The 24,177-nt window shown below is 44.2% G+C and carries 23 protein-coding genes and 3 pseudogenes; 10 read left to right on the plus strand and 16 right to left on the minus strand.

What is annotated here, in order from left to right:
• Window position 1: 1 nt before the first annotated feature.
• The 3 genes from ACFVU8_RS06945 to ACFVU8_RS06955 all read right to left on the minus strand — a co-directional run bounded on the left by ACFVU8_RS06945 (window position 2) and on the right by ACFVU8_RS06955 (window position 2,385).
• A complete protein-coding gene (locus ACFVU8_RS06945; RefSeq protein WP_387426472.1) occupies window positions 2–805 on the minus strand; it encodes a glycoside hydrolase family 73 protein in 804 nt (267 codons plus the stop codon).
• A 523-nt stretch (window positions 806–1,328) separates the two neighbouring features.
• Entirely contained in the window at window positions 1,329–1,487 is a 159-nt protein-coding gene (locus ACFVU8_RS06950) for a hypothetical protein (RefSeq protein ID WP_387426474.1), read from the minus strand.
• Between the two features lie 292 nt (window positions 1,488–1,779).
• Window positions 1,780–2,385 (minus strand): pentapeptide repeat-containing protein, encoded by a 606-nt coding sequence (locus tag ACFVU8_RS06955; RefSeq protein WP_387426476.1) that lies wholly within the window; start codon window positions 2,383–2,385, stop codon window positions 1,780–1,782.
• A 126-nt stretch (window positions 2,386–2,511) separates the two neighbouring features.
• On the opposite strand from ACFVU8_RS06955, the gene ACFVU8_RS06960 reads away from it, so the two are divergent.
• A complete protein-coding gene (locus ACFVU8_RS06960; protein ID WP_379466021.1) occupies window positions 2,512–2,892 on the plus strand; it encodes a PilZ domain-containing protein in 381 nt (126 codons plus the stop codon).
• Window positions 2,893–2,966: 74 nt separating this feature from the next.
• Here ACFVU8_RS06960 and ACFVU8_RS06965 read toward each other — a convergent pair whose 3' ends face one another.
• Genes ACFVU8_RS06965 through ACFVU8_RS06985 form a run of 5 tightly spaced genes read right to left on the minus strand, consistent with a single transcriptional unit; the run spans window position 2,967 to window position 6,497 of the window.
• On the minus strand, window positions 2,967–3,707 hold the full coding sequence (locus ACFVU8_RS06965) for a hypothetical protein (protein ID WP_387426478.1): 741 nt from the start codon (window positions 3,705–3,707) through the stop codon (window positions 2,967–2,969).
• The gene (locus tag ACFVU8_RS06970; RefSeq protein ID WP_387426480.1) at window positions 3,701–4,402 is read right to left on the minus strand and encodes an ABC transporter ATP-binding protein; all 702 of its coding nucleotides are present in this window, start codon (window positions 4,400–4,402) and stop codon (window positions 3,701–3,703) included. The genes ACFVU8_RS06965 and ACFVU8_RS06970 overlap by 7 nt, the downstream gene beginning before the upstream one ends.
• A gap of 13 nt (window positions 4,403–4,415) precedes the next feature.
• On the minus strand, window positions 4,416–4,790 hold the full coding sequence (locus tag ACFVU8_RS06975; RefSeq protein WP_379466023.1) for a GntR family transcriptional regulator: 375 nt from the start codon (window positions 4,788–4,790) through the stop codon (window positions 4,416–4,418).
• A 2-nt stretch (window positions 4,791–4,792) separates the two neighbouring features.
• Window positions 4,793–5,539 carry an ABC transporter permease gene (locus ACFVU8_RS06980; protein ID WP_387426482.1) on the minus strand — a complete coding sequence of 249 codons (747 nt, stop codon included), beginning with the start codon at window positions 5,537–5,539 and terminating at the stop codon, window positions 4,793–4,795.
• Window positions 5,532–6,497 carry an ABC transporter ATP-binding protein gene (locus ACFVU8_RS06985; RefSeq protein WP_387426484.1) on the minus strand — a complete coding sequence of 322 codons (966 nt, stop codon included), beginning with the start codon at window positions 6,495–6,497 and terminating at the stop codon, window positions 5,532–5,534. The genes ACFVU8_RS06980 and ACFVU8_RS06985 overlap by 8 nt, the downstream gene beginning before the upstream one ends.
• A 327-nt stretch (window positions 6,498–6,824) precedes the next feature.
• Between ACFVU8_RS06985 and ACFVU8_RS06990 the strand changes: the two genes are divergently transcribed.
• The 4 genes from ACFVU8_RS06990 to ACFVU8_RS07005 all read left to right on the plus strand — a co-directional run bounded on the left by ACFVU8_RS06990 (window position 6,825) and on the right by ACFVU8_RS07005 (window position 11,525).
• Window positions 6,825–7,520 carry a hypothetical protein gene (locus tag ACFVU8_RS06990; RefSeq protein WP_387426486.1) on the plus strand — a complete coding sequence of 232 codons (696 nt, stop codon included), beginning with the start codon at window positions 6,825–6,827 and terminating at the stop codon, window positions 7,518–7,520.
• Window positions 7,521–7,534: 14 nt separating this feature from the next.
• On the plus strand, window positions 7,535–9,223 hold the full coding sequence (locus tag ACFVU8_RS06995; RefSeq protein ID WP_387427223.1) for a vWA domain-containing protein: 1,689 nt from the start codon (window positions 7,535–7,537) through the stop codon (window positions 9,221–9,223).
• Window positions 9,224–9,259: 36 nt separating this feature from the next.
• Complete coding sequence (locus ACFVU8_RS07000; protein WP_175374761.1) at window positions 9,260–10,399, plus strand: toxic anion resistance protein; 1,140 nt, start codon at window positions 9,260–9,262, stop codon at window positions 10,397–10,399.
• Between the two features lie 253 nt (window positions 10,400–10,652).
• Window positions 10,653–11,525 carry a sulfurtransferase gene (locus tag ACFVU8_RS07005; protein ID WP_387426488.1) on the plus strand — a complete coding sequence of 291 codons (873 nt, stop codon included), beginning with the start codon at window positions 10,653–10,655 and terminating at the stop codon, window positions 11,523–11,525.
• Window positions 11,526–11,796: 271 nt separating this feature from the next.
• Here ACFVU8_RS07005 and ACFVU8_RS07010 read toward each other — a convergent pair whose 3' ends face one another.
• Together ACFVU8_RS07010 and ACFVU8_RS07015 are read right to left on the minus strand one after the other, a co-directional pair.
• The gene (locus ACFVU8_RS07010) at window positions 11,797–12,426 is read right to left on the minus strand and encodes a hypothetical protein (RefSeq protein WP_387426489.1); all 630 of its coding nucleotides are present in this window, start codon (window positions 12,424–12,426) and stop codon (window positions 11,797–11,799) included.
• A gap of 449 nt (window positions 12,427–12,875) precedes the next feature.
• The gene (locus ACFVU8_RS07015) at window positions 12,876–13,094 is read right to left on the minus strand and encodes a DUF2188 domain-containing protein (protein WP_387426491.1); all 219 of its coding nucleotides are present in this window, start codon (window positions 13,092–13,094) and stop codon (window positions 12,876–12,878) included.
• Window positions 13,095–13,437: 343 nt separating this feature from the next.
• Here ACFVU8_RS07015 and ACFVU8_RS07020 point away from each other — a divergent pair, with 343 nt between their 5' ends.
• A complete protein-coding gene (locus ACFVU8_RS07020; protein WP_387426492.1) occupies window positions 13,438–13,824 on the plus strand; it encodes a PIN-like domain-containing protein in 387 nt (128 codons plus the stop codon).
• Here ACFVU8_RS07020 and ACFVU8_RS07025 read toward each other — a convergent pair.
• The 4 genes and pseudogenes from ACFVU8_RS07025 to ACFVU8_RS07040 form a co-directional block, all read right to left on the minus strand.
• The gene (locus ACFVU8_RS07025; RefSeq protein ID WP_387426493.1) at window positions 13,741–14,652 is read right to left on the minus strand and encodes a DUF927 domain-containing protein; all 912 of its coding nucleotides are present in this window, start codon (window positions 14,650–14,652) and stop codon (window positions 13,741–13,743) included. The genes ACFVU8_RS07020 and ACFVU8_RS07025 overlap by 84 nt on opposite strands.
• Window positions 14,652–15,737 carry a hypothetical protein gene (locus tag ACFVU8_RS07030; RefSeq protein WP_387427240.1) on the minus strand — a complete coding sequence of 362 codons (1,086 nt, stop codon included), beginning with the start codon at window positions 15,735–15,737 and terminating at the stop codon, window positions 14,652–14,654. The genes ACFVU8_RS07025 and ACFVU8_RS07030 overlap by 1 nt, the downstream gene beginning before the upstream one ends.
• Window positions 15,738–15,940: 203 nt before the next feature.
• Window positions 15,941–16,282: pseudogene (locus ACFVU8_RS07035) on the minus strand (TOTE conflict system archaeo-eukaryotic primase domain-containing protein); the annotation flags it as partial.
• Window positions 16,283–17,339: 1,057 nt separating this feature from the next.
• Entirely contained in the window at window positions 17,340–17,621 is a 282-nt protein-coding gene (locus ACFVU8_RS07040) for a hypothetical protein (protein ID WP_387426495.1), read from the minus strand.
• An 873-nt stretch (window positions 17,622–18,494) separates the two neighbouring features.
• Here ACFVU8_RS07040 and ACFVU8_RS07045 point away from each other — a divergent pair.
• The 3 genes and pseudogenes from ACFVU8_RS07045 to ACFVU8_RS07055 all read left to right on the plus strand — a co-directional run.
• Complete coding sequence (locus ACFVU8_RS07045; RefSeq protein WP_387426497.1) at window positions 18,495–18,773, plus strand: hypothetical protein; 279 nt, start codon at window positions 18,495–18,497, stop codon at window positions 18,771–18,773.
• Between the two features lie 15 nt (window positions 18,774–18,788).
• A complete protein-coding gene (locus ACFVU8_RS07050) occupies window positions 18,789–18,980 on the plus strand; it encodes a hypothetical protein (protein ID WP_387426499.1) in 192 nt (63 codons plus the stop codon).
• Window positions 18,981–18,999: 19 nt separating this feature from the next.
• Window positions 19,000–19,597, plus strand: a pseudogene (locus ACFVU8_RS07055) (sulfurtransferase); the annotation flags it as partial.
• Window positions 19,598–19,888: 291 nt separating this feature from the next.
• On the opposite strand, the pseudogene ACFVU8_RS07060 reads toward ACFVU8_RS07055, so the two are convergent.
• Window positions 19,889–20,857, minus strand: a pseudogene (locus ACFVU8_RS07060) (Ldh family oxidoreductase).
• A gap of 266 nt (window positions 20,858–21,123) precedes the next feature.
• On the opposite strand from ACFVU8_RS07060, the gene ACFVU8_RS07065 reads away from it, so the two are divergent.
• Window positions 21,124–22,506, plus strand: a complete 1,383-nt coding sequence (locus ACFVU8_RS07065; RefSeq protein ID WP_387426501.1) for a cryptochrome/photolyase family protein — start codon at window positions 21,124–21,126, stop codon at window positions 22,504–22,506.
• A gap of 311 nt (window positions 22,507–22,817) precedes the next feature.
• Here the strand turns inward: ACFVU8_RS07065 and ACFVU8_RS07070 are convergent, their stop codons facing one another.
• Window positions 22,818–24,143, minus strand: a complete 1,326-nt coding sequence (locus ACFVU8_RS07070; RefSeq protein ID WP_387426503.1) for an LLM class flavin-dependent oxidoreductase — start codon at window positions 24,141–24,143, stop codon at window positions 22,818–22,820.
• Between the last annotated feature and the right edge of the window lie 34 nt (window positions 24,144–24,177).

The following is a 24,177-nucleotide window of genomic DNA, read 5'->3' on the forward strand; positions in this document are numbered from 1 at the left end:
ATCATCCTTTCTTAGTTATTAAAAGACCTGCACGATTCAATACCGTCAAAATGCGGTAAAAATCATAGCTTCCTCCGGAAGGGGTATCCAGTAGCCCGGCTGCGGTTGCCGCTTTAACCGCGGGTTCGGCCCAATCCGGCACATTCATAACCGCCCGGTTCTCGACAGCAGCTATACGGTCGGTGACATTTTTGATCGCCTGACCCTGCTCCTGCACACCCGTCTTCAGCGTATCCCTGCTGACATTCAGACTGGCTATCAATCCATTAAGCGTCTTGACTTGCTCCTCCAGGCTTGCTAGCTTCTGCTTATCTTCAGCCGACATCTCGTCGTCCTCCTTTCCTTGCTCATCAAATTGGTAAAGATTATAGGTGTCCATCATTAAAATCAGCTTGGCTGCGTAACCCGGGTCGGTGGCATAGCCGGCAGCGGCAATGGCTTGGGCTGCTGCTTTGCCAGTAGTCCCGATAACCTTGCTATAAATTTTAGGATTCCAGGACACTCCATTGACCAGTAATCTGGAATGGTCGGCAACGGATTCGCCCCAATTGTTATAGGCACGAAAGGCCGCCTGAACCCGAACCGGCTTTCCATTGACATATTCCGTAGTCAGCATGGTGATACTTCCAGCCGGCCCGCTGCCTTTTATACCAAATAAATTATTGGCTTTCACCGTCAGTCCGCTGCTGCCCCAGCCGGATTCAAGAGCGGCTTGCGCAATCGTCAAGGAAGCTGCGACCCTGCTGCTTCGCATGTTGTCCACCGCAAAAGGTGCAATTTTTGCGATGAAATCCGCCTCTTTCATATCATCACATCCTTTCTACTACTATCTAATGCCAGTCCGCGCAAAATGCTTGTGCTTCTCCCCTTGCTCCACCCTATTTCCAAGTTAAAACATACAAAAATTCTATAAATCTATAATTTGTCATTTTCCCGTCATTGAGGAGAAATATAATAAAAGTAAGGTGCTAAAGAACTATATGATTAATCGTAATGTTAGGAGGATAGTTTAGGAGATTTAATTAGGCGCTTTTATTCTATTGTGGAAATTTTAAGCAAATAAAAGTTGAGATTTTCATATTTGTAGCGTAAAATATAGTATTATATGCCTATTAAGGGGGTCTAAAAGACTATGCCATCATATTATTTTAAGGAAATTTGGACGCCTCTGCGTTGGATTGGGATCAAATATTTCCGGGACGATGAAGGTTACCTCTGGATCAAATGGTGGTCCAAACCGAGAAAAAGGCTGCGTTAAGCAGTATGGCACCTTATCCTTTACCAGGAATACAGTGCACTTAGTGCTCAACCAGCCTTTTTCGGTTTGATTAAGAATTAGCTTCGAACGCAATCCGGTTTTTGCCGGTACGTTTGGATATATAATGGGCTTCATCCGCGAGGCGCATCGTCTCGCGTGTGTCCTGCCCGCTTTCCGCATTCCAGACAGCTGCGCCAATAATGCAGCCGACATTCACTGACTCCTCCAAATCAAAGGGTTGGTTATCGTGTTAATAAAACGTTTGGCTACTACCTTCGCCTCCTGCGAGCGCGATATCGGACACGAACCCTAGCGCAGTTTCTGTGCTTTTAAGGTTGTTAACCTCTAAGCCGGGATAGTCCATATCCCCATCACCGTAGGCATACCCGGTCAGATAAGAATAGCCACCGGCGCAAATTCAATGTCACACTTCATTCTCCTTATCTGATGCTGCTTGAGTGAAAACGCCACTGATCTATCATCGGATTCCTCTTAAGTTTTTAACAGTCTGTTTTCTCAGCTCAGCCTACCTTCGCACCAAGCGAGCGTGCCAGAAGTACAGCTTGCTCTACATCCATTCTTACACCTTGCCAATCAAGGCTTTTCAGATCAATACCTTCCAGCTTCGCGTCCCGAAGATCTGCTCCCTTCAGCTTACATTGACCAAGTTGCACTCTGCTTAAATCCGCTCCGCGGAGGTCACATTTCTGCAGATCACAGCCAAACAGATCCGCATCCAAAAATCTTATCCCACGCAGATTCTGCTTGCTCAAATTCGCGTGTCTCAGATTGGTGTATGACCAATCACCACCTGTAATCGTCAGTCCGTCAAGCGCTGCGTTGGAGAAATCCGAACCGACCATTTTGCAATCTTCAAATTTTACGACGAACAGATTAGTCCCGCTGAATTTACAATTCGTGAACGCTGAGCCCCTGTGCAGAGATGCATTCAGATAGGCTCCCGTAAAATCACAATCAATAAACTGACATCCCGTAGAGGTCATTTCTTCCATTGATGCGCCCTTGAACGAGCATTGTTCGAAGATACAGCCGTTCAGTTCACCATCCTGCAAATTACTTTGGTCAAAATTATGATGGTGAAAAGTTTCATTATCGTATTGATACATGTCTGACCCACCCTTATTCGATATGAATGTAAATTTTTACTACAAAATCTGAAAAATAACACTTTAGTAGATTGTCGCACTCTCTTCATTTCGATATAATAGCAAATAAACTAGCGGAGGTAAATTATGGACGGGTCGAGCAGAAAAGAACCATTCCGGTATGTCATGAACCAACCGATCGAATGCTGGCTTGAAGTGCCGGCCGGCAATACCGGCCCCGGTGCCGGGAAGCTGACCGAAGGCGTAATGCTCGATCTCAGCCGTTCCGGATGTAAGGTACGGACTTCCCTGAACCTTCGCTTCACAGCTGGAGATACGAAGCTGATTATTCATTTTCAGCTAAATGAGAACAAACTCAGATTACAAGGCAGTGTGCGCTGGGGCTGGATGTTCGGTCTCGGACAGTACAAATATGGTGTTCGACTGGATTTGAGTGAAATTGAAGAAGAAATGCTGATCCGGGAACTGGACTCATGGACCCATGGCCGCAGTGCGGAGGGAATGTAAATAGACATAGAACAGACGCCGCTCCGCTTGGAGAGGCGTCTGTTTATTATACTCTATAGTAGAGAGTCAAGAAATTAGATCTCTACCTTCTTTTTAACAAGCCAGGTGGATGTATATAATAGAATCAGGCAAAATACAGTTTCAATTAGTGCCGGACCGATGTCAAAAGCTTTACCAGCCGCTTCAATTCCGTTAGGGTTCAAATACTCACCTGAAGTGAAATTATACCGGAAAGCAAGTTCCATCCATCCCCCTGAATCTGGAAACAATTTCCCTTCTACCAGTCCCAGAATCAGATTCAGAACAAACAGTGTGACGATCCCGATCCAGACTTTGCTGCGGAAAGGCAGACTGTAGGAAACCGTAATAGAGAACGTCAGCGCAATCAAAAAGACCATGGCTGCGCCTAGCAAATTCAGTACACTGATGAAAGCAATATACCAGAAATCTGTTGGCAGAATGTCCGGATAGACCCAGCCATAGACTGCCACATGCAGCATTCCTAGTGCAATTAAGACTATCAACAGAATCAGATTCAACAGCAGCGGGGAGAGCACGGTATAATATGTTTTTAACGGAAGTAGTTTGCGACCATAGGACTTCAGATTGGTACTATAAGTTCGGCAAGCCAGAACTACAAGGAAGATAGCGGCAGAGAAATAAGTAACGGCCTGAAGCACAAGCATGCTAAGATTCTCCCAATGATAAACCTCCGCCAAGATCCAAATCACAGCCTCAAGCAGCAGTGTGACTGCATACAGCCCCAGAATCTGATCACGATTACGCCTGAAATCATATTTCATTAGCTTTAGCATTCGGCAAACACCTCTCTGAACAGTTCATCCATACTTTTCCCATGCTGCAGCCGGAGCTCTTCCACATTCCCGTGCATGACCATTTCCCCATTCTTGACCATAATGACTTCATCAAAAATCCGCTCAATATCAGACACCAGATGCGTGGAGATCAGAATACTGCTGTCTTCTTCATAGAACTCTACCAACGCATTCAGGATTCTGGTTCTCGCCACGGGGTCCACACCGCCCAGCGGTTCGTCCAGCAGATAGAGACTGGCCTTACGTGATAATGCCAATGTCAGCTGCAGACGTTCACTCATCCCTTTGGACAGTGATCTGACCTTGTCAGCCAGCGATAACTTCATAAAGTCCAGCATCCGCTCCGCCTTGGCTTGATCGAAATCCGCGAAGAAATCACTGTAAAAGCGCAGTGCATCCCCCACCGTCATCCACGACTCAGTTAGCGGCTGGTCTGGCATAAATGAGATTAAAGATTTGGTCTCAAAACCTACAGGATTACCATAAACAGAAATTTTTCCAGAGGTTGGATGAGCCAGACCGGCGATCATTTTCATAATTGTAGTTTTGCCGCTGCCGTTGCTGCCCAAGAGACCGATGATTTTCCCAGGTCCCAATGTAAAAGAAATATCGCGAACAGCCTGCTTGGACCAATACTTCTTGCTGACTTGCTGTACCTGTAAGATATCCTCCACACTATACATCCCCTTATTCTCCATCTTTGTGGTTCACGCTCTCTGCTACGGCAGCAACAATATCTTCTCCTTGAAAACCGAGCTCTCTCATCCCGCGGATAAACCGGTCCAGCACATCTTTGGCCATTTCCTTCTTGATGGTCATAATTTTACCTTCCTCACTAGTCACATATCGTCCCATCCCGCGTCTTGTCTCCACGATTGTCTCACGCTCCAATTCCTGAAAGGTCCGTTGCACCGTATTCGGGTTGATCTGTAAATCGCTGGCCAGCTCACGTACGGAAGGAATTTTATCGCCCGGCTTCAGCTTCCCGGTCACAATCTCACCTTTGATATAATTCATAATCTGGATGTAAATAGGCAGGTTGTTATCAAATTCAATCGTCATAGTTATGCAACATCCCTTCGTCTGAACACAACAAACCCGGCAAGGAGAAATAGAAGCACATACACGGCAAGCATCATGATCGAGAAGGATAACGTCATTCCCGGTAGCGGAGCTCCTCCATCGCTATAGACAGACAGATCCAAGTTGGGGAACAGCATATATTTATAAAATTCCTTCTGAATAATTGTCTTGTCGAGCATAAGCATGAGCATCGTAATCCCTATCGTCGCCCCTCCCGAGGTCGTTAGTATTCCTATCATAAAAGCAAGCGTTATATAGACCACGGTATAGACATAGCTATACCCAAGTGAACCAAGAACGTCGAGCCATCTTCCTTCAGCACCGCTAATGCCAAACCAGATTGACCCGGAAATGAATAGCGCAACCGCTGTTGCAAGCGTCAATGACAAGCCGTAGATCAATGCTGTTATATATTTAGAGGCCAGTATAGACGTCCGGCTGCGGGCACGAATCAGCAAAAATTTAATGGTTCCCTGGCTGTATTCCTTGGCTACTATTCCGGAGGAACCGATAATCGCCATAATCGTTACGACCTGGCCCAGTCCTTGGATGTAGGACATCGTTACTGTAAAGTCATAGACCGAGCCAAACATCCCTGCTGCAAAAGAATGTATAACGTATCCTGCTATGAAAGACATTCCTATTAACAAGGCATACGGTACAAAAAACGAACGTTTCTTAAACAATTTCAACCATTCGTTGACGACCAGCCGTTTCAGGTTATGCAATACGATTCCCTCCTGTCCATTTCAGGAAATCTTCTTCCAGGCTCTGCCTGTTCTCTTCAATCCGGTACAGACCCACGCCTGCTGCACCCAGAGCCCCTACCAGTTCTGGTACATTCTTATTGTTCATCGTGACCGTCAACTGATCCCTAATAAAGTCGGTGCGGACCACCTGTATACCTTCTGTTCCATGAGCTATCGCAATTGCCGGTTCAATAGCATCTACTCGGAACGTTAACGTAACCTCTTCTGAAACGCTGTTCTCTGCTCCAAGTTCTGTAACCGTCACGAGCTTTCCGTTCTGAATCACAACCGCACGGTGGCAGATCTGCTCCACCTCCGACAACATGTGACTAGAGATCAGAATGGAGATGCCTTCCACTTCAGCAATGGTTCGCATGTAGTCGCGCATTTCCCGAATACCCGCCGGGTCAAGTCCGTTAGTCGGCTCATCCAGAATCAACAGCTTAGGCCGCTGCAGTAGAGCCTGGGCAATCCCCAGCCGTTGGCGCATACCCAGCGAATAAGATCTGACTTTCTTGTTCATTGCCTCCTGAAGTCCCACCAGCTGAACCACTTCATCAATCCGGTCATCATCCACATCATCAGTCATCCGCTCATACTGCCGTAAATTATCGAGTCCGGTCATGTAGGGATAGAACTCCGGGTTCTCAATAATGGCGCCGATGTGGGCAATAGCCGATTTGAAATTCTTCTTGATGCTGTGGCCCTGTACCTCAATATCTCCTTCACTCATCCGAATCAGCCCAGTCATCATGCGGATCGTTGTCGTCTTCCCCGCACCGTTTGGTCCTAGCAGCCCTACGATCTCACCCTTGCGAATTTGAAAAGAAAGCTTATCAACAATAGCTTTTCCCTTAATGACCTTGCTGACTTCATTCATCTGCAGGACAATGTCTTCCCGTTCGTGTTGCGCTTGCTGTACACCTCTTTGGCTCATGCATATGCCTCCCTCTTTAGAAAGATTGTTATGGTAAAAGTTTTATTGTGTCGGTGTCATAGTTGAATAGTACACTAACATTATAACCGTGTAAAGCCCAATTTATATTTTATTTTGAAACAAATATCCTTGATTTCACGTAATAACCACTAATCAGCCATCATTTTTCCGTATAGTTCCTGTTTTATTGGAAAGATTTGAAAGCCAATTTCGCTATTCTCTGATAAAATGAATCAGAATGACCCTTGTCAAAATATACTCTTGGAGGAGGTGTAAACCCTGAACAGCTCAAGACTTTTCAAACTGCTCGGCCTAATTGCAGGCATTGTGTTACTGAACATCGCGGTATTGTCACCGGGGCTGCTGGGCGTGGACATTGTCAGCGGAAGTGCCCTTGAGACCGCCTCCGGCGTAACTCTGTTAGTCCTCAGTTTGCTGATTGTCCTTTACGGAAGTTATATCTTGCTATTCAAACCTTCACCTGCGAAATCCATCCGGAAGCTGGAGACCCAGGTGGATTATATAGCCGAGCTGCATAAATACCGTAATGTTAAAGTACTTAAAAAAGATGTTGTCCTTGCTCTGGATCAGCTCGAGCGAATCGATAAGAAGAAGGATACGTTGCTGAACGTCCTGTCGCAGCGATTTGAGCAAACAGAACTGAGTTATCAAAAGTTTATTGCGGTGATCGGGTCCGTTGAAAAACTCTTTTATCTGAATATCAAAGGGATTCTTAACAAGTTAAGCGTATTCGATGCCGAAGAATTCTCGCTTTTTACGGATTCTCATAACCCTGGACAGTTCTCCGATAAACTGGTACAGCAGAAAAGGAATCTTTTCAACGAATACTTTGCCTATGTGGCCGGGTATTTAGGTGCCAACGAAGAAATTCTACTGAAGCTTGATCAGCTGTTGCTGGAAATCTCCCTGTTAGACAGTACAGACTATAAAACGATCGAAGAAATGCCCTGCATGAGAGAAATCAATGACTTAATCAAACAAACAAAACTCTACCAGCAATAGAAAGGAAGATGATGATGGCGAGGAAAGGAAAAACATTTGCGGTATTAGCAATTATTGCGGTATCGGTCTTTGCACTTGTATACTTTGGAATCACCCTTACCTCTAACTTGGGTAAATCCAAGACCGAAATTTCGGCGGAGGATGCCACGAAACGACTGGAGAAGCTCTATAAAGATATTAAAGTAACCACTGCGCCACTGGTCAAAGGTCAAATCGATCTTGATCCTGTAGCCGTCGGCGACTCCCTACCTGATATCTCCAAGTTCACGATTTCTGTTGAGCCTACAACCGACAACTTCATTGAAATCTTCTCTTCTATAGAGAAATCCGGAACTGGCAAAGATGGATGGTTGAATGGTGTGGCTAAAGACTTCAATGATTCTAATACACTGGTAGACGGAAAACCCGTTTCGGTCAAAATCCGCAATATCGCTTCAGGAACAGCGGCCGACTACATAAGATCCGGTAAATATGTGCCGGACGCCTATACCCCTTCTAATGAGTTGTGGGGAGAAATGGTCAAAGCCAGCGGCGTTCAAACTGAACTTGTCGCCAAGCGCCTGATCGGTAATGTAACCGGTGTTGTGACCAACAAGAAGAAGTATGATGAACTGGTGAATAAGTACGGTTCGCTCAATGTTAAAACCATAACAGATGCAATCGCTGACAACGAGCTGGCGATGGGATACACCGATCCCTTTGCCAGTTCCACCGGATTGAACTTTCTGGTAACGGCCCTATCCACTTTTGACAGTTCTGATCTGCTGGGGGATAAGGCAGTGCAAGGCTTCGAGAAGTTCCAGGCCAACGTTCCCTTCATTGCTTCCACCACCCTGCAAATGCGTGAAGCCGCAAAAACTGGCAGACTCGACGCATTCGTGCTGGAATATCAGACTTATGTCAACACACCTGATTTAAAGAGCGGTTATGTATTTACTCCATTCGGCGTAAGACATGACAGCCCGCTGTACGCGCTTGGTAATATACCTAAGGAAAAGCTGGAGATCATTAAGAAATTCGCTGACTTTGTTGAACAGGCTAAATATCAAAAATCTGGAGCAGACAATGGATTTAACGGTCTGAATGATTATGTTGCCGAGCTTGACCCAGTAGATGGCAGTGTACTCTCGTCCGCCCAGAAGCTCTGGAAGGAAAAGAAAGACGGAAATACACCGATCGCAGCGGTATTTGTTGCCGATGTATCGGGAAGCATGGCTGGCGAACCACTCAATCGTCTGAAAGAGTCATTGCTTAAGGGGCAGAAGTATTTAGGAAAAGACAACAGTATCGGCTTTGTCTCTTACTCCAGTGACGTTACCGTCAATCTTCCCATTGCAAAATATGATACCAATCAGCAATCTATGTTCGTAGGTGCTATTAATAGTCTGCAAGCTGCGGGAGGTACCGCTACGTTTGACGCTATGGTTGTTGCCATGAAGATGCTTCAAGATCAAGTCAAAGTTAATCCGGAGATCAAGCCGCTGATCTTTGTACTAAGTGACGGGGAGACCAACGAGGGACATTCACTAGATGATATCAGAGGACTTATTCAAACCTATAAAATTCCGATCTATACCATTGGTTACAATGCGAATATTAAAGCTCTGGAGAGTATATCCATCATTAATGAAGCTGCCAATATCAATGCAGATACAGATGACGTCGTGTACAAAATCGGCAATCTGCTCAATGTGCAAATGTAATTTTTTTATTAACCATTCACATATAGGAGGATTGCCATGTCATTCACTATGGAAGTGCCAAGTGCAGAGAAATTGAAGTCGGTTATTGAAGAACAGGTAAAACCGGAGCCGGAAGAGGTCACACAGCTGAAGGAACTCGCGATCAACAACGTCTCTTCCATTCTGGAACTGGACATTGATTCACTGGAGAAGCGAAGAGCCGTTCTGCAGTCCATTGACAGCTTCGGCATGGGAACAATGCGCTCCTCATCCGATAAGAATGCCTTGCTGCAAGTAACCGTAGGTAATTTGTCCAAAACAGGCGATGAAGGCGGCGATGTTGCCAAAGGCTTAACTGAGCTGCAATTGCAGCTGAAGGATCTGGACCCGAGCGCTGTCGATTTTGCCAAAAGCGGGCTGCTAGGCAAGCTGTTCAATCCGCTACGCTCTTACTTTGCCAAATTCCAGAAGGCCGATGCCGTCATTTCCGATATTATTATCTCTCTGGATAAAGGCAAAACCGTTTTGCGTAACGACAATACAACATTGGAAATTGAACAGCAGACCTTACGGGAGCTAACGAAAAGGCTGCAAAAAGAAATTCAGCTCGGCATCTTAATGGACCAGGAGATTGAAACACAGATCGAAGCTGCCAAGGTGCGTGGGGAGTCCGAAGACAAAATCCGTTTCATTACGGAAGAAGTCCTCTTCCCTCTCCGTCAACGGGTGATGGATCTGCAGCAAATGCTGGTGGTCAATCAGCAAGGCATTATGGCCATTGAAGTCGTTATTCGAAATAATAAAGAGCTAATCCGTGGGGTAGACAGAGCCAGAAACGTTACCGTGTCCGCGCTGAAAATTTCCGTTACGGTCGCCAGTGCCCTTTATAATCAAAGAATTGTTCTGAAAAAAATCGAACTGCTTAACCAGACCACTGACACGCTGATCAGTGGCACTTCCAGAATGCTTAAAGAGCAAGGCGCAGCCATCCACAAGCAGGCGCTGGAGACCAGCGTTTCTGCCGACACGCTTAAGCAGGCGTTCTCCGACGTCCTCTCAGCGCTGGATTCGATTAGCACCTACAAGCAGGACGCTCTCCCTAAGATGCGTGATACCATCGTCCAGTTCCGGGAACTGGCTGATAATGGTGAGAAGCAAATTCTGCGGTTGGAGAAGGGTAATCGGTTGGGGCTGTGAGTAGCAGCTGATAACTTGCATTAAAATATTCTTTCTATGGACTGTTACGAATATTAACAAACATAGTAGAACGTGGTCGATACCACAAGCGATCCTGGTTAATAATTTCTAGTTCAAATCCTAGAATCCTAACTGCAAGGGCAACTTCCCCTGTCCTCTGCGGTTAGGATTTTTGCGTTGACTACAACTCCACGAACAATCATATTTTGCTATAATGATTTTTATACTGATTCAAATAAAGGATGGGATACTTATGGAAGCTACCGTTTCCAAACGCTGGCTGCTGGCACGACTCTATGAACCTGAGCAGACCATTGTAGACTGCCGATTTACGCTAGGTAAACCGCTGGCTGGCAAAGAAAGTTTTGAGCAGGAGCATATTCCTGGTGCGATCTATCTAGATCTGGAGCTGGACTTGTCGGGCCCTGTATCAGAGCATGGTGGACGCCACCCTCTCCCCGACCCACAACTATTAGCTGCACGTCTGGCGAAACTTGGTATCGGCAACACGACGCGCGTAGTCGCTTATGACGATGAGAGTGGTATGAACGCCGCCCGGCTTTGGTGGCTGCTGCGTTATTTGGGCCATGAGCAAGTATTCATCCTGGAAGGTGGCTTCAGTGCTTGGAAAGCCGAACGCTTCCCTGTTACGGATCATCAGCCTATTAGGATACCAAGTTCGTTCGAGCCAAACGTACAATCACAGATGCTAGTGGGTGTCGATGAGGTTCGCCTGATGTCCGGGCACACGCTTACGAATATTGCAGATTCCGCCTTATCCCCTGCTCTTCCCGTGCTAATTGATTCCCGTGCGCGGGAAAGATACTTAGGTCTCGAAGAAACCTTGGACAAGAAGGCCGGGCACATTCTTGGTGCCGTTAACTACTTCTGGAAAGAGACACAGAATGAAGATGGCAGCCTCAAGAGCGCCGAAGAGTTGCAAGAACACTTCGCTAATCTGGACAAAGATTCGGAAATCATCGTCTACTGCGGCTCCGGCGTCACCGCCTGCCCAAACGTGCTGGCACTTGAGAAGGCCGGGTACAAGAATGTGCGGTTGTATGCGGGGAGCTGGAGTGATTGGATCTCTTATGAGGAGAATCCGATTGCGACGGGGGACGAATAAGAAACGCAAGGACTTTGGATAAGTGGTTTTGTGGACTGAACTGGGTGATACGGAAGATCCCAGTTCAGTCCTTTTTGGGTTCTTTTGCAAACAATCTGCAGCCAAGAACATTGAGAAAATAGTTTCAGACACAAAATTAAGTATCAACATGTTCAAATTAGGTTAGTATTGAATGAATTCATGCCCTTCTGACTATTTAATAAGCCGCAAAACATTAAAGAGCCGCAATAATATAGCGACTCTTTCAGATTTGAAATATTATTCTAGGGGTTTAGCGAAGCTCATTAACTACTTTATTCTTCCAATTACCTCGGTGAGTGATTCTAACAAAGTTCCTATGGTTGCTGTTTAACAGCTCAGTCTTACTTAGCTTACTTAATTCCTTCCAGTTTTCAAATAAGATATATATTGCATTTCCATATCGAACATTCTCCAAAAGAACTAAATCTTCTTTTATCATAGCCCCAATGTATTGACTAAATTTACTTTCACCAACAATGTACTGAATTGGATTAAGGGATTCAAAGAAGTTAATCCTATCAGCAATAATTTCTTGGATTTCTTTTGTAGGGTTTCTAAATTTTGAAATCAGAAAATTAATATTCCGTTCAATATTCAGTTCTCCAGGAGGCAATATTTCCCAGTTCACATACAGTGTGTTCAAATAATCGTCGTTGGTTGCATCAGCTTCAAGAATATTGCAAACACCAGTATTCTCCTGCAGAAGATTACAATGGAAGAGTAGGTCTTCCTCATATGTAGAACTTTGTCTATCAATATACTGGTCTAAGCTAAATTTGATTGTCACAGTCAGTTCATCGCTTTCAATTATCTCAACCAGCACATGTATTTCGCGGGGCAACCAATGGTTTTTTTGGAAAACAGGACGAGTCCATGACATATCATGGGACCCCTTGCTCCAATCCCCGAAGTTTGGAACTTCAACGGAAAAAGATTTATCTACTTTGGGCAAGTCACGGCGAGTAATTGTTCTTCCGTTAACGTTGTAGTTGGAATATCTACCCGTAGATTGCCTCGGAAGAGACGAGGTTACAATATCTATTTCGCTGTTCGATATAGCTATACCGATATGTCTATACACATTGCTTTGAATATCACCAATCGGGATTTTTTTGACACACCCAACAACTTGGAGATCTGACTTAAGCTCTTTCGATTTTACCAAAATGCTATCAGGTATTTTTAGAAAGTTCTTCTTCCAGGGCAGCTTAATAATAATCACGTCCTTTAGACTAATTTGTATAGTACTATAGCATCGAATTGATGGAATATTTAAAATTTTGTGGCGTAAAAAGAACCCCCACAAAAATGTTGGTTGGAGAAGTTAGTTTAGCCTCTTGGAGGATAAGGATCAGTCCCATGACTGTCACGGGACTGAATCTTTTCGTCCCTGCCATGGATAAGCAGTTCTGTGCCTTGATTTTGTGAAATCATACGAGCAATGTTAGTGGCCTCTCTTTTTGTATCTGTAATTCGATTCACTTTGTCATTACCTGCCCCTCTAACAGCCCACTTGTCACCATGAGGCACAACGTGCTGGTTTGGCATGTTACCCACCTCCAATATTTAGGGAAAACACTTCCTAAATTCATACTACTATAACCAGTCCCAAAAATCAACATGTTGTGTTCGTATTCATAAGAACATTCATATATATAGTATTTTCAGCATTGAAAATTAGCTCAACAACTTACAAACAACTCCCTTCAGTCTACACTCCACCCCGTCCTTATGTGGATGTTCCCTTGCTACAATTAGCTTTTATTTGCGTTGCGTTTGACTTCTTCCAGCCACAAACATATATAACTTAGAAATCCCTATAAATTTTCATTTCCATGAGTTATACTAACATTACTGATTACAAAAATCCCCAATTAAATGTGGTGAGTTAATGGGGGCATGGAAAAAGTCTATTTTTCAACCGAAATCACTTGCAGAAATAATTGATTCTGCAAACATAGTAGTTGATACAAATGTTCTATTAGCTGCTTACCAGTGGAAGGAAGTTACTGTAAACGAAGTGCTAGATGCTTTAAATCAACTTGCGCAAGAAGGGCGGTTACTAATTCCTAATCAGGTAGTAACCGAATTCGCTAAGAACAGACCTGGTAGAATTATTGAAATGATTAGGTATCTACAACAAATTTCACAATCGTTACAACCTCAAAAGAAACTAGACCAAACAATTCCTGCACTATATGTTACAGATAAACACAAGATTGTTAGCTACTCGAGCCATATTCCACATACCGGCAGATTTAAAATTTGCCCAACTTAGTCGGAATAGATTTCCCATTCCGTACACCAAGTCTATTGCCAATTTTTGAATGGCTGCCTTCCCAGCAGTTGTCTTCCCATAGATGTCTATGCCAATATTCTCATCAAGCTTTCCAGCAACCAATGGTACAATAGGACTCGCAAGACAACCAGCTAGACATACTGCAAAAACTGGATTGTCCTGAAGTTCCGCTATTATCTCTAAGGCTTCATCTTTATTACCTTTTGGTAAGTCTATTGCTGTTCGAATGATAGCGTTCATCAGTGTCTTGATCTTAGTCTTCACGAATGTTTCTTCATTAGTAATAATGAATGGATAAAAGTTGTTTGGACCGTCCCAGCCACATCGTTGCGTTTGGATAATTGTTGGTAAGCTTTCAAAACGCTCATTAGCTTCCCACAACATTACAAAGTAATTAGTGAGTGCTGGTTTTTGCTGTTCTTTTAGTACTATTTGCATTGCCTTATTCAACTTAGAAATGTCCTTAGTTGTTGTCAACATCTGATAATCAACCAAAAGATGATGTTTTATCCAAGTTTGCTTGTTGTTATTCCAGAAATATAGGCGCAATACCGGCTCATGATAATCCTCATCCGTCTTAATAATGGCCGTGGGTACAATAACAGATCCATACACTGATTCTACTGTTGTTTGGCTAGTTGTTGCAGTTATGCCATGCTCCCGACTAAAAGCATAACCTTCAGGAATTTTTAGATCAACTTGATTAGGCAACACAGGAAAGAAGCTCTTAAGCGTTAATGGCAGTGCCAAATCTGGACGTTCCTCAACGGTTTCGTTCAATGTATCTTGCAATAGATTCTTATCCATTAGCAACAAAACTCCTTCCACTTTCCAAAGTAGGGGACTGATTTATAGGGGTCCATTAAAATTAAAGGATCGTTCCAATGTTGTGCCAGTTGTATTCCAGCTAAAAGTGCAATCCTACGAATTAACTCCTCTGCAGCACCCGCTGTAAATTCTCCGTCTTGTTGTAGGAGCCAGAATGCTCGCTCTTCACGTTCATAACTATATTTCATTTGTCTTATTTGATGTTCAAAACGATTAGCGTCTTCGTCTGTATCCCACTCAAACCAGATAGAGCGAACTCGGTTATTAAAGTTCGGATATTTAGCGAAGAGTCGAGTGTCTCCAAGCAGATATTTCAAAATCCAGTATTCTTTTGCTTTAACTCCCCGAATCGCATCCCCTTTGTAAACACCAAAGTCTGTCGAATCAGAAAAGTATCGCAGGAATGACTCATACCCGCCATTCTGCTCCCATTTATATAGTTGTGCTCTGTCTTCGGCCGTCAGAGAAATTGTTGAACTATAGTAACTGTAGCTTGGGGGCGCACCATACAATGAAATGAAGTTAAGAGCACAAGTTTTTGCCTCTCTCTTTGGACAACTCCAACCGTTCTCCTCCAGGAACCTACAGAAAGGTGGTTCTCCCGATCGCTTCAAGTAATTAAGCTTGTTGTAAAATGTCCGATTGGTATCCTGCTCCGAGTGCACTTTACTAGGATCATTGTCAATTATAGTGCGATCATAATTTCTACTAACAGTATGGGCCAGTTCTTTTCCAGCTTCTTCAAATATGGCAATATGGGTGAGAAAGCTTGTCCATATGGTACTGCTGAACTGGTTAGAATCGTTTAGACTAGCCTTAATTGCTTCACACCCTTGTATCCATTTCAATTGTCCTTCCAATTGTCCTAGTTCTAACCAGCGACCTTCGTCTGAATCCTTTGCCGTTTTGATCCACTGGATAGGTGGTGCTGCCGGATGCCTCTTCTCCTTAAGCTTTGGATGATCGACAGGAACACGATTTGCATAGGCCTCTTCAAGTTGGGCCCATTGATCTGGAAATGACTGTTGGTCACCATCAATAAAAACACAATTATCCTTAAGCACAGCCTTCCCTTGAAAAGAAAGCCCGATTGGGTTCCCTTAATTATTTGTATCGTCTTGAGTCGGAAATAGCCGATCAAACGATTTACCAGTGTCACTACCTTTTTTGAATTCTCCATTAATCGGTATTTCCGTTTCAATAAGAGCATTAAGCATGAGCCGTTCGTGCCATGTGGCCTTCGACAGGTTGCTCGAAACCCAACTCCGGAAAAGCTCTGTTCTACTAGAGAGAATATCCCAGCAGCCTGTAAGTGTTTGTGGAGTCTCCAAGCATGTTCAAACGCTTCGGAGTGCTCATCAAAGTCAGCAGAGACGAAGATACATGTGTTCTTCGGTGCAGGTTCCAATGGATAGATACCTAAGCTTTGAATTCCCTCTACATGCGTTCGCACTTGTCCTTCTCCGAAAGGCCGATTGAAGCCTGCATCTTTGACGGGTGCCCATCCTTTCTGACCAGGATAGTTTTCCTTTTTCATAGCGTTCGCACTCCGCCTATGTGCAAATAGGTCTAACATCAAACGTGTTTGTTGTGGGGTAGGTGTGGTCATTGTGTGAGTACTCCTTTCTTCTTGATGACTGCATTACCCAACATAACCCCTTAGCTTGTCGAGTTTATATTAAATTTAATGATTCTATAGCCCAGCTTTGCTTGCAAAACAATTTATAGCTTTTGTGCATGTTTTTGGGTTCTTTCATCTATCTGTTCAATAAACCATTTATTCGATATTTCCCATTAATCCATACCGATCCATCAGTTAACTTCTCCGCTGGTAATCCTCGCTGTCTCCATATTGCTATCAGACGAGTGCTAACACCAAGCTTCTGAGCAAACTTACTTTGCTATAGAGCGTTTGTAGGGATTTGTTCCTTCATCACCACGTTGCGGTGAGTGTCCCACCATTCTTGGCACGCATCGGTATTGAACTCAAAGGTTCCGATATCGCAAAGCCAATTGAATGGAAAATCTTCGTGTTTGCTTATAATTCTACGCACAGTAATTGGGCTGCACCCCAATACCTTTGCAATTCTGTTCACTCCGTATACGATCATATCGACTCCTCCAATGAGATAAGATTCTATAAATGATAAGGAATCTTATCTCATGATTGGAGTAATCAACAAGAAATGCAGCTGTATCCTTTATAAAGTCAGACCGAGGAATTTCTACTCTGCACCGCTTGATTCAAAATTCTAGATTCTTATACTGTAAGCATCTATTTTCATTTCTGATTTAGTGGAGCTATACATCTGTACTTAATTAGTCCAATAGCTGGAGCCTTTAACAAGCCCCTTATTTAATGAATATCCATACTTCCATTTTGCTTTCACTACAAGTTCTTCACTCCAATGATCGAATGTACCTGCTCCAAGGAGACCAGATATATAATTTTTAAGGTCCGGATGATTCTTATCATCAGAATCAACTAAACTTCTAATATAGAGAGCGTACATTCGGCACTTAAATCCTAGAAGTGTCTTTTTACTATCACCAACTCTTTAATTCTTCCAGAGCGGGATATAACAATATCCTTTTTTATGCTAAAAACCAAGCATTGCGATTCAAACCTCCATAGAAATATTGGAAAAGTTGATCGATTTGGGCCTTCATAACTCTCTTAGTTCTTCACCTGTAAGACCACAAGACAAGTGATTCCAAAAGAAGTCCGTATTTGCTTTTGTTGAAATAATACGAGTTAGTTCATTAGCTTTCGTAATTTTAATGATCGGAATCCCCATTGCAATAAACAAAACTTGTTGCCTAACCCAATTAGCACTATATTCCAAAGTTCCTTGGTAAGGTAAAGGGTAGATTGAGGAATTTTTCCACTCAATAATCTTTTTATAAGAAACTGAAAATCTCTGATCTAACTCATTATTCGTAAACATTTGGCACTCCTCCAGGTGAACCTTATTTTCAATCTAAACATAGTTGAAACACAAGTGGTTAGTTCATATGGCACCCCCTAGCCTTTAATGAGCGGGTCACAAAAAAGGCTGCCCCAGCAGAAATCCCCTTTTGACAGAGAGACATCTGTGGCGCAGCCCTATAAAGTAGTCATTACAGACTACGAGCTTATTATGAAATTAACTGCCAGTTCCACTACTCATAATAGTTACTAGCAGATGTGCTTAGGTCTGCGCCAAATATTGAGCCCCCTCTCTAAGTTTATCCATACTTTTATTATACTTATATTCATGAAATATTCAAGTATATTCATCAGCAAATCTATAATAACGCCCTCTCCATAAGCCATCATCCAAATCTACATATAGTGTATATTCATTGTTATTTAATATTTTATTAAACATTATATAGATTATAAACTTCATCTACGCCCCTCACTTCGATTATCAATAGGATTCAATTAAATTACATAGAATTGTATAATTAATCTTTAAAGTGCATATAAGCAAGGTGTCTACTATGTACAAATTGTGAACACACGCAAATCTCATTTCAGATTCCACCCTCCCCATGACTCGGAAGATTTAAAACAAACGCATAATACATTATAACTAATGATTGAAATAGATACGCAAACAACCTGTCAACACGCTGCAAACAATAGAACTAACTATTAATACCACCTTAGGTTGTACCATTACTCAGTTTTGAATTTCTAGATTGTAAAATATTATCCAGCATTGAGAGCCCAAAGCGACAAGAAACTCCAAAAGGAATTTATTGACTGAAATTCCTCCTCGTATATATAATTGATGTGAAGTAATTGCACATGATAATGGAAAGGAGCTGATAGCTTGGCTTTTTGGGAAAAAGCAGAGAAAGTTATGAACTTTGTTAATGATGGTCTCCAGAGAATGCAAGAATCGAATCAAAGGCAAATGGAACAACGCCAAGAAGCAATAGATAGAAGTCAGCAAAAAGCTTCAAGAATCGAAAATGATAGAGAATTAGTGGAGAAATTTAAAAGCTCCTCTGGAGTTGAAAGAGTTGGGTATGGAAAAGAACTTGAAAGTAGAGGATATCTTGAGAGGAACTCTGAAGGTAAAATGCAAAGAACAAATAAAAAACTATAAAGGCGGGCGAAGTTAATGGCAGGTAGAGAAGAAGAAGGAAGAAGATTTCGGAATGCTAGGAACGATGCAAGAGTTGATTCTATTGAGAAGAGAATCGAGAAAGACTACGGCCTACCTGCTGGTTCAATTCAGTTAAATAGAGCGGATGGCGGGAATGCAAGAGGCGATAAAAAAATGAGTAATCTTAGGAAAGAATACAATAAATGATATAGTCTTAACCATTTTCATCGCCCACGACGATGAGAGCGGCATGAACGCTGCACGCCTCTGGTAGCTGCTGCGCTATCTCGGGTATGAGCAGGTATTCATTCTAGAAGGCGGCTTCAGCGCCTGGAAGGCTGAGAAATTCCCGGTGACGGACTCAGCCGGTCCGGGTACCGAGTACATTTATAGCAAATGTGCAGCCGCAGATGCTGGCTGACGTCCGCAAGGTACAACAGGTATCCGCTGATATGGAGCCTTCGGCTTCTCCAGCTGGCCTTTCTTCGGTCCTCATCGATTCTCGCGCCCGTGAACGCTTCCTGGGTCAGGAAGAAACCTTGGACAAGAAGGCCGGGCACATTCCTGGTGCCGTTAACTACTTCTGGAAAGAGACTCAGAATGAAGATGGCAGCCTCAAGAGCGCCGAAGAGTTGCAAGAACATTTCGCTGAGCTGGACAAAGATGCGGAAATCATCGTCTACTGTGGCTCCGGTGTCACCGCCTGCCCGAATGTGCTAGCACTTGAAAAGGGTGGGTACAAGAATGTGAGATTGTATGCGGGGAGCTGGAGTGATTGGATTAGTTATGAGGCGAATCCAGTTGCGACGGGGGACGAAAAGTAGCGAAAGCAGACATACAGGTTATGTATTAAAGTACATCGCTCATGTGGCGATGTACTTTTTTTGCGTCATGCAAGGATGTATCGAAGTCAACAGAAAGTCAACGCTCACTCCTTGAAAACATCTTCTTTGAGTTCCGAAGTCCTGCTGCTGGGTTGTCATGCCAAAACTACCCGATGTATCCGATGTACGCTTCTTCTCCTATAAAAGGTAACGCGTTACTTATCTGTCCAAACCTTTGTCTTGGCTATCTTAGGTGGTTTCCGTTTCATGTCATAATAGCTTAAATAATCGCTAGTCCTGACAATACTTCTCAAGGGTTGTAACAAGTGAAGACGGGAGATCTATTTCTTCCTTAACAAAGCTGCCCCCGGGAATGTGAATGCCTTTGGAGGACAAACGTTCGATTTGATCCGCCATACGAGCTGAAAAACCTGGGGCGAGTAGTTCGGGGTTTAGGGCAACAATGAACAGGCCTACACCAGGCGAGTGGCTCCCTTCCTCAAAGGACGGAGCATCAAGTGACCAGTTCGCGCCTGTCGTACCTGCGGCGAGTATTTCAACCATAAGTGCGATATTGGCACCACGCGCACCGCCGAATGTAAGCAAAGCCCCCTTGATCGCTTCACGCGAATCCATAGTGCTTTGCCCCTTCTCATCGATGGCCCAGCCTTAAGGGATCATCTCACCGCGTTCTGCCGCTTGCCGTATGTTAACAAAGGCCGTGGCACTGGACGCCTGATCGATAACCAAGGGAGCTCTGTTGTCGACAGGCGCAGCGAATGAGAGAGGATTGGTACCATAAACAGACTCCTTACTTTGTCCGGCAGCCATTAAGGCAGATCCATTGGTCGCAGCCAATGCTACCATTCCTTTGCGGGCGAGACGCCTTACGTAGTAGCCCAACTCTCCAGCCGTATAGCTGTTCTTTAACGCTAATACGGCTACACCATAAGTGTTTGCCCGTGTTTGCAATTCCTCGAATGCACGATCAAAACCAAGTTGGGCAATACCACCCTTGGCATCGACCTGAATGAGAGTTGGAGCTGGAAAAAAGAGCGCAGGCTCTTCTGTGCTAGTAATGCGACCATCCAAGAAGCCTTCCAGATAATCAGGAAGATGAGCAAATCCAACCGAACTACGACCGGAACATTCTGCAGCGATAGTTGCTTCTGCAAGAGAGATTGCTACTGCTTTGCTTGCACCAGAAGCAACACACACACGAATAGCCAGCTCTCTTGCGCGCTTAAGATCGTATCGCATTGGCTATTACCCTGAAAACCGATATATTTTCTGTACTCTTGTTTCCTCTCAGCATTTCATCACGCTCCCGACTGAAATTTCTTCTTTCCATGTGAATATAGTTTTTAATGATTATATCATGGAAATTAGTAGTAGTTCTTTAGGAAAGGTCCGTTTCCGCCGAGTTTCCCGCTTGCAGCAGGAACAGCTCATCGCCAAAACTTCAAATCTATCGTATTATGGACAGGAGTTTTATTCCCTCAGATAACAGAAAGGAAATACTTCTAATGATTCTCTTCATTCACCGCAAGGATCTGCGGACTAGCGATCTTCCAGCCTTTGAAGCCATACGTTCTTCTGGAGCCCGCAGCCTTCATGTGTTGATTCTGGAGCCTTTTCTACTGCGCAAACAACGTTATCTTGAGCATAGCGGGGTTAACTTCCTGACGCAGGTTTCAAGACTTCAACAGGAGTACCGCGCTGAGGGCAAGCAGCTACATATTCTATACGGCGAGCCTGATATTATTGTCAAAAGGCTTAGCGAAACCTACCCCATTCAGGAATTGTTGCTCCATGCCGATTACACCCCTTATGCATTACAAAGAGACATGAACCTGCGCGATACATCGCCTGCACTCGGCATCCGTTTTAAAATTTATCACGACAGCATGCTCTGCGATCTGGAAGACTTCATGGATTGGTGCGGGCGGCGAGAGCCTTTCAAGGTATTCACACCGTTCTACCGCCGCTGGCGCAGCTACTTGGCAGAGCGGTTTCGTCCGCCCTATTCTTCGACCTTAGCTGATCTGTCAACATCCACGCTGGACGAGAGAATTGCTGAAGATTTCAAGATTCCTGAAGAGATCACACTACAGCTTGAAGAGCTAGCGCCTTCCGGAAAGCAGATCGATGTACACGATACGCTTGAGCAATTTATAGACTTGCATTTACGGGATTATCATGTGAGCCGTGACAGATATGCACAGGAGGGTACCAGCCGGATCAGCCGACATCTCAATACGGGTACCATTTCTGCACGTACTGTGTATACTCGGCTGGCGGATGAAGACACAGGTGGGGAAGAATGGCTGCGACAGCTGGCCTGGCGGGACTTCTATCTGTATCAGGCCCGGCTCGATTCTGATTTCTTCAGCTATGAGAAGGTGTATGATTTGAGCGTTCTGGGTACGAAATACTTTGAGGCCTGGTCTTCAGGAAGAACTGGTATTCCGGTAATCGATGCCGCCATGACCCAACTGAACACAACCGGCTGGATGCCGAACCGACTGCGAATGATTACCGCAATGTTTCTTACCAAAAATCTGGGCTGTCCATTTATTTACGGGGAGCGTTACTACCGGCTGAAACTGAGCGATTATGATAATGTGCTGAACCGCGGTGGCTGGTTGTGGAGCTCCTCGCTTGGATTCGATGCCTCCCCTTACTTCAGGATCATGAATCCGGTAACCCAGTCCCAGACTCATGACCCCAGCGGAGATTATATACGTACCTGGTTGCCGGAGCTGGCAGATTTGTCCGATAAAGATATCCACCTGCCTAGACCACATGCTATCGTTGATCTTAAGCAGTCACGGGCGCTGGCGATTGAGGTGTATAAAAAAATCCTGAACAGCAAAGGAGCGACGGTGCAACCTAATAGCGAAAACTAAGCTATAGCCTGCTTGCGCTTCCCTGCTCTTCTTGCAACATCACCAAAATTTCTGCTGTTCCTGCAGACAGCTGGATTCAATCTGCGGACAGCAGTTATCGCCTCCAGTTTATCTATGAATCTGCCCAGCAGGGCATTCCATTTCAGTCTAGCTGTGAGCGATTCAAAAACGAAATCCCGAAATTTTACGATTCATAAAATTTCGGGATTTTTTATTTCGAGGTCGGTTTTGTCTCAGCCTCTTTTTTTAGATTAGATAGAAAATGCTGCACAGCATAGACGTTTTCCGCTACATTCTTCGGTCGAAAAACGTTAGCTGAACTGCTTGCTTAAGGAATTGGCTGGCCTTTTAAGGCCCAAATTTTCACGCAGTGTTTTCCCGCTGTACTCCTTATGAAATAAGCCTCTACGTTGTAACTCAGGAACAACCCATTTTGCAAAATCCTCTAGTCCACTCGGAGAAAGCTGTGGTCTTATGGCAAATCCATCAGCAGCTTTCAGAAACCATGCCTCCAGTTGATCCGCGACTTGAACCGGCGTTCCGACAAAGGTAAGATGACCGTTTCCGCTCGATACACGATGTACCAGTTCCCTTAGTGTTAATTGTTCGTTTCTGGCAATAGCCAGGATGAGCTGGGAGTGGGTGCTTTGATTAGATATTGTGGATACGTCCGGCAAAGGCTCATCAAGTGGATATCCTGATAAGTCATGCTCTAAGGCCAAGGATAATCGCTTAACACCGCTACGAACATCAAGCAATTCATTGAACTCCGCTGCCTTCTCCTTGGCTTCTGATTCCGTTTTCCCAATAATCGGACAAATCCCAGGAATTATTTTCAAATCATCCCGATCACGACCAAATTTCTCAACACGAGACTTCATGTCGGCATAAAAGGCTTGCGCTGTTTCCCATGAAGACTGCATCGTATACACAATTTCTGCGGTTCTTGCAGCGAAATTCCTTCCAATCTCAGAAGCTCCTGCTTGCACAAGTACCGGATAGCCTTGAGGCGATCGCGGGATATTAAGGGGGCCTTTGGCATGATAAAATTCCCCATGATGATCAAAGGTATGGATTTTATTGCTGTCTGCATAGATGCCTTCCTTACGATCAAAAACAAGCGCGTCATCTTCCCAGCTATCCCAGAACTTCTTGGCAACTTGAACGAACTCTTCCGCACGGCTGTAGTAGGTTTCATGAGAAATGGCTTCTTCATTCTGAAAATTCAATTGACTGTTTCGATTGTCCGCTGTTGTAACAATATTCCAGCCTGCACGCCCTCCGCTCAAGTGATCCAATGATGCAAATATACGAGCCGTATTAAAAGGTTCAGTATACGTCGACGATACTGTAGCAATCAAACCGATACGGCTCGTCACTGCAGCCAATGACGACAATAACGATACGGGTTCGAATCCCAAGATCAAGCCATGGGTTGAAACTAGCGGGTTCAATGATAAATCATCTGCTAAAAATACAGCATGAAACTTTGCAGCTTCGGCAATTTGAACAAGCTTGATATAATGAGAGAGATCCGATACTCGTTCAGGCTGCGCATCTGGATGTTTCCAGCCCATTTCATGAACACCCGTACTATTTAAGAAAAAGTTAAGAATGATCTGTTTCTGTTTGCTCATTACAGTTTACCACCTTTATTTTGTTTCTTATTAC

Origin of the sequence: Paenibacillus sp. NPDC058177 (genome assembly GCF_042883835.1) — a bacterium.
GTDB classification, from domain to species: domain Bacteria; phylum Bacillota; class Bacilli; order Paenibacillales; family Paenibacillaceae; genus Paenibacillus_AQ; species Paenibacillus_AQ agri.

Bases quoted from the DNA above. Each gene is read 5' to 3' on its own strand.
- ACFVU8_RS06945 (WP_387426472.1), bottom strand. From the start codon at position 805: ATGAAAGAGGCGGATTTCATCGCAAAAATTGCACCTTTTGCGGTGGAC.
- ACFVU8_RS06955 (WP_387426476.1), bottom strand. From the start codon at position 2,385: ATGTATCAATACGATAATGAAACTTTTCACCATCATAATTTTGACCAA.
- ACFVU8_RS06960 (WP_379466021.1), top strand. From the start codon at position 2,512: ATGGACGGGTCGAGCAGAAAAGAACCATTCCGGTATGTCATGAACCAA.
- ACFVU8_RS06965 (WP_387426478.1), bottom strand. From the start codon at position 3,707: ATGCTAAAGCTAATGAAATATGATTTCAGGCGTAATCGTGATCAGATT.
- ACFVU8_RS06975 (WP_379466023.1), bottom strand. From the start codon at position 4,790: ATGACGATTGAATTTGATAACAACCTGCCTATTTACATCCAGATTATG.
- ACFVU8_RS06985 (WP_387426484.1), bottom strand. From the start codon at position 6,497: ATGAGCCAAAGAGGTGTACAGCAAGCGCAACACGAACGGGAAGACATT.
- ACFVU8_RS06995 (WP_387427223.1), top strand. From the start codon at position 7,535: ATGGCGAGGAAAGGAAAAACATTTGCGGTATTAGCAATTATTGCGGTA.
- ACFVU8_RS07000 (WP_175374761.1), top strand. From the start codon at position 9,260: ATGTCATTCACTATGGAAGTGCCAAGTGCAGAGAAATTGAAGTCGGTT.
- ACFVU8_RS07005 (WP_387426488.1), top strand. From the start codon at position 10,653: ATGGAAGCTACCGTTTCCAAACGCTGGCTGCTGGCACGACTCTATGAA.
- ACFVU8_RS07010 (WP_387426489.1), bottom strand. From the start codon at position 12,426: ATGTCATGGACTCGTCCTGTTTTCCAAAAAAACCATTGGTTGCCCCGC.
- ACFVU8_RS07015 (WP_387426491.1), bottom strand. From the start codon at position 13,094: ATGCCAAACCAGCACGTTGTGCCTCATGGTGACAAGTGGGCTGTTAGA.
- ACFVU8_RS07020 (WP_387426492.1), top strand. From the start codon at position 13,438: ATGGGGGCATGGAAAAAGTCTATTTTTCAACCGAAATCACTTGCAGAA.
- ACFVU8_RS07025 (WP_387426493.1), bottom strand. From the start codon at position 14,652: ATGGATAAGAATCTATTGCAAGATACATTGAACGAAACCGTTGAGGAA.
- ACFVU8_RS07040 (WP_387426495.1), bottom strand. From the start codon at position 17,621: ATGTTTACGAATAATGAGTTAGATCAGAGATTTTCAGTTTCTTATAAA.
- ACFVU8_RS07050 (WP_387426499.1), top strand. From the start codon at position 18,789: ATGGCAGGTAGAGAAGAAGAAGGAAGAAGATTTCGGAATGCTAGGAAC.
- ACFVU8_RS07065 (WP_387426501.1), top strand. From the start codon at position 21,124: ATGATTCTCTTCATTCACCGCAAGGATCTGCGGACTAGCGATCTTCCA.
- ACFVU8_RS07070 (WP_387426503.1), bottom strand. From the start codon at position 24,143: ATGAGCAAACAGAAACAGATCATTCTTAACTTTTTCTTAAATAGTACG.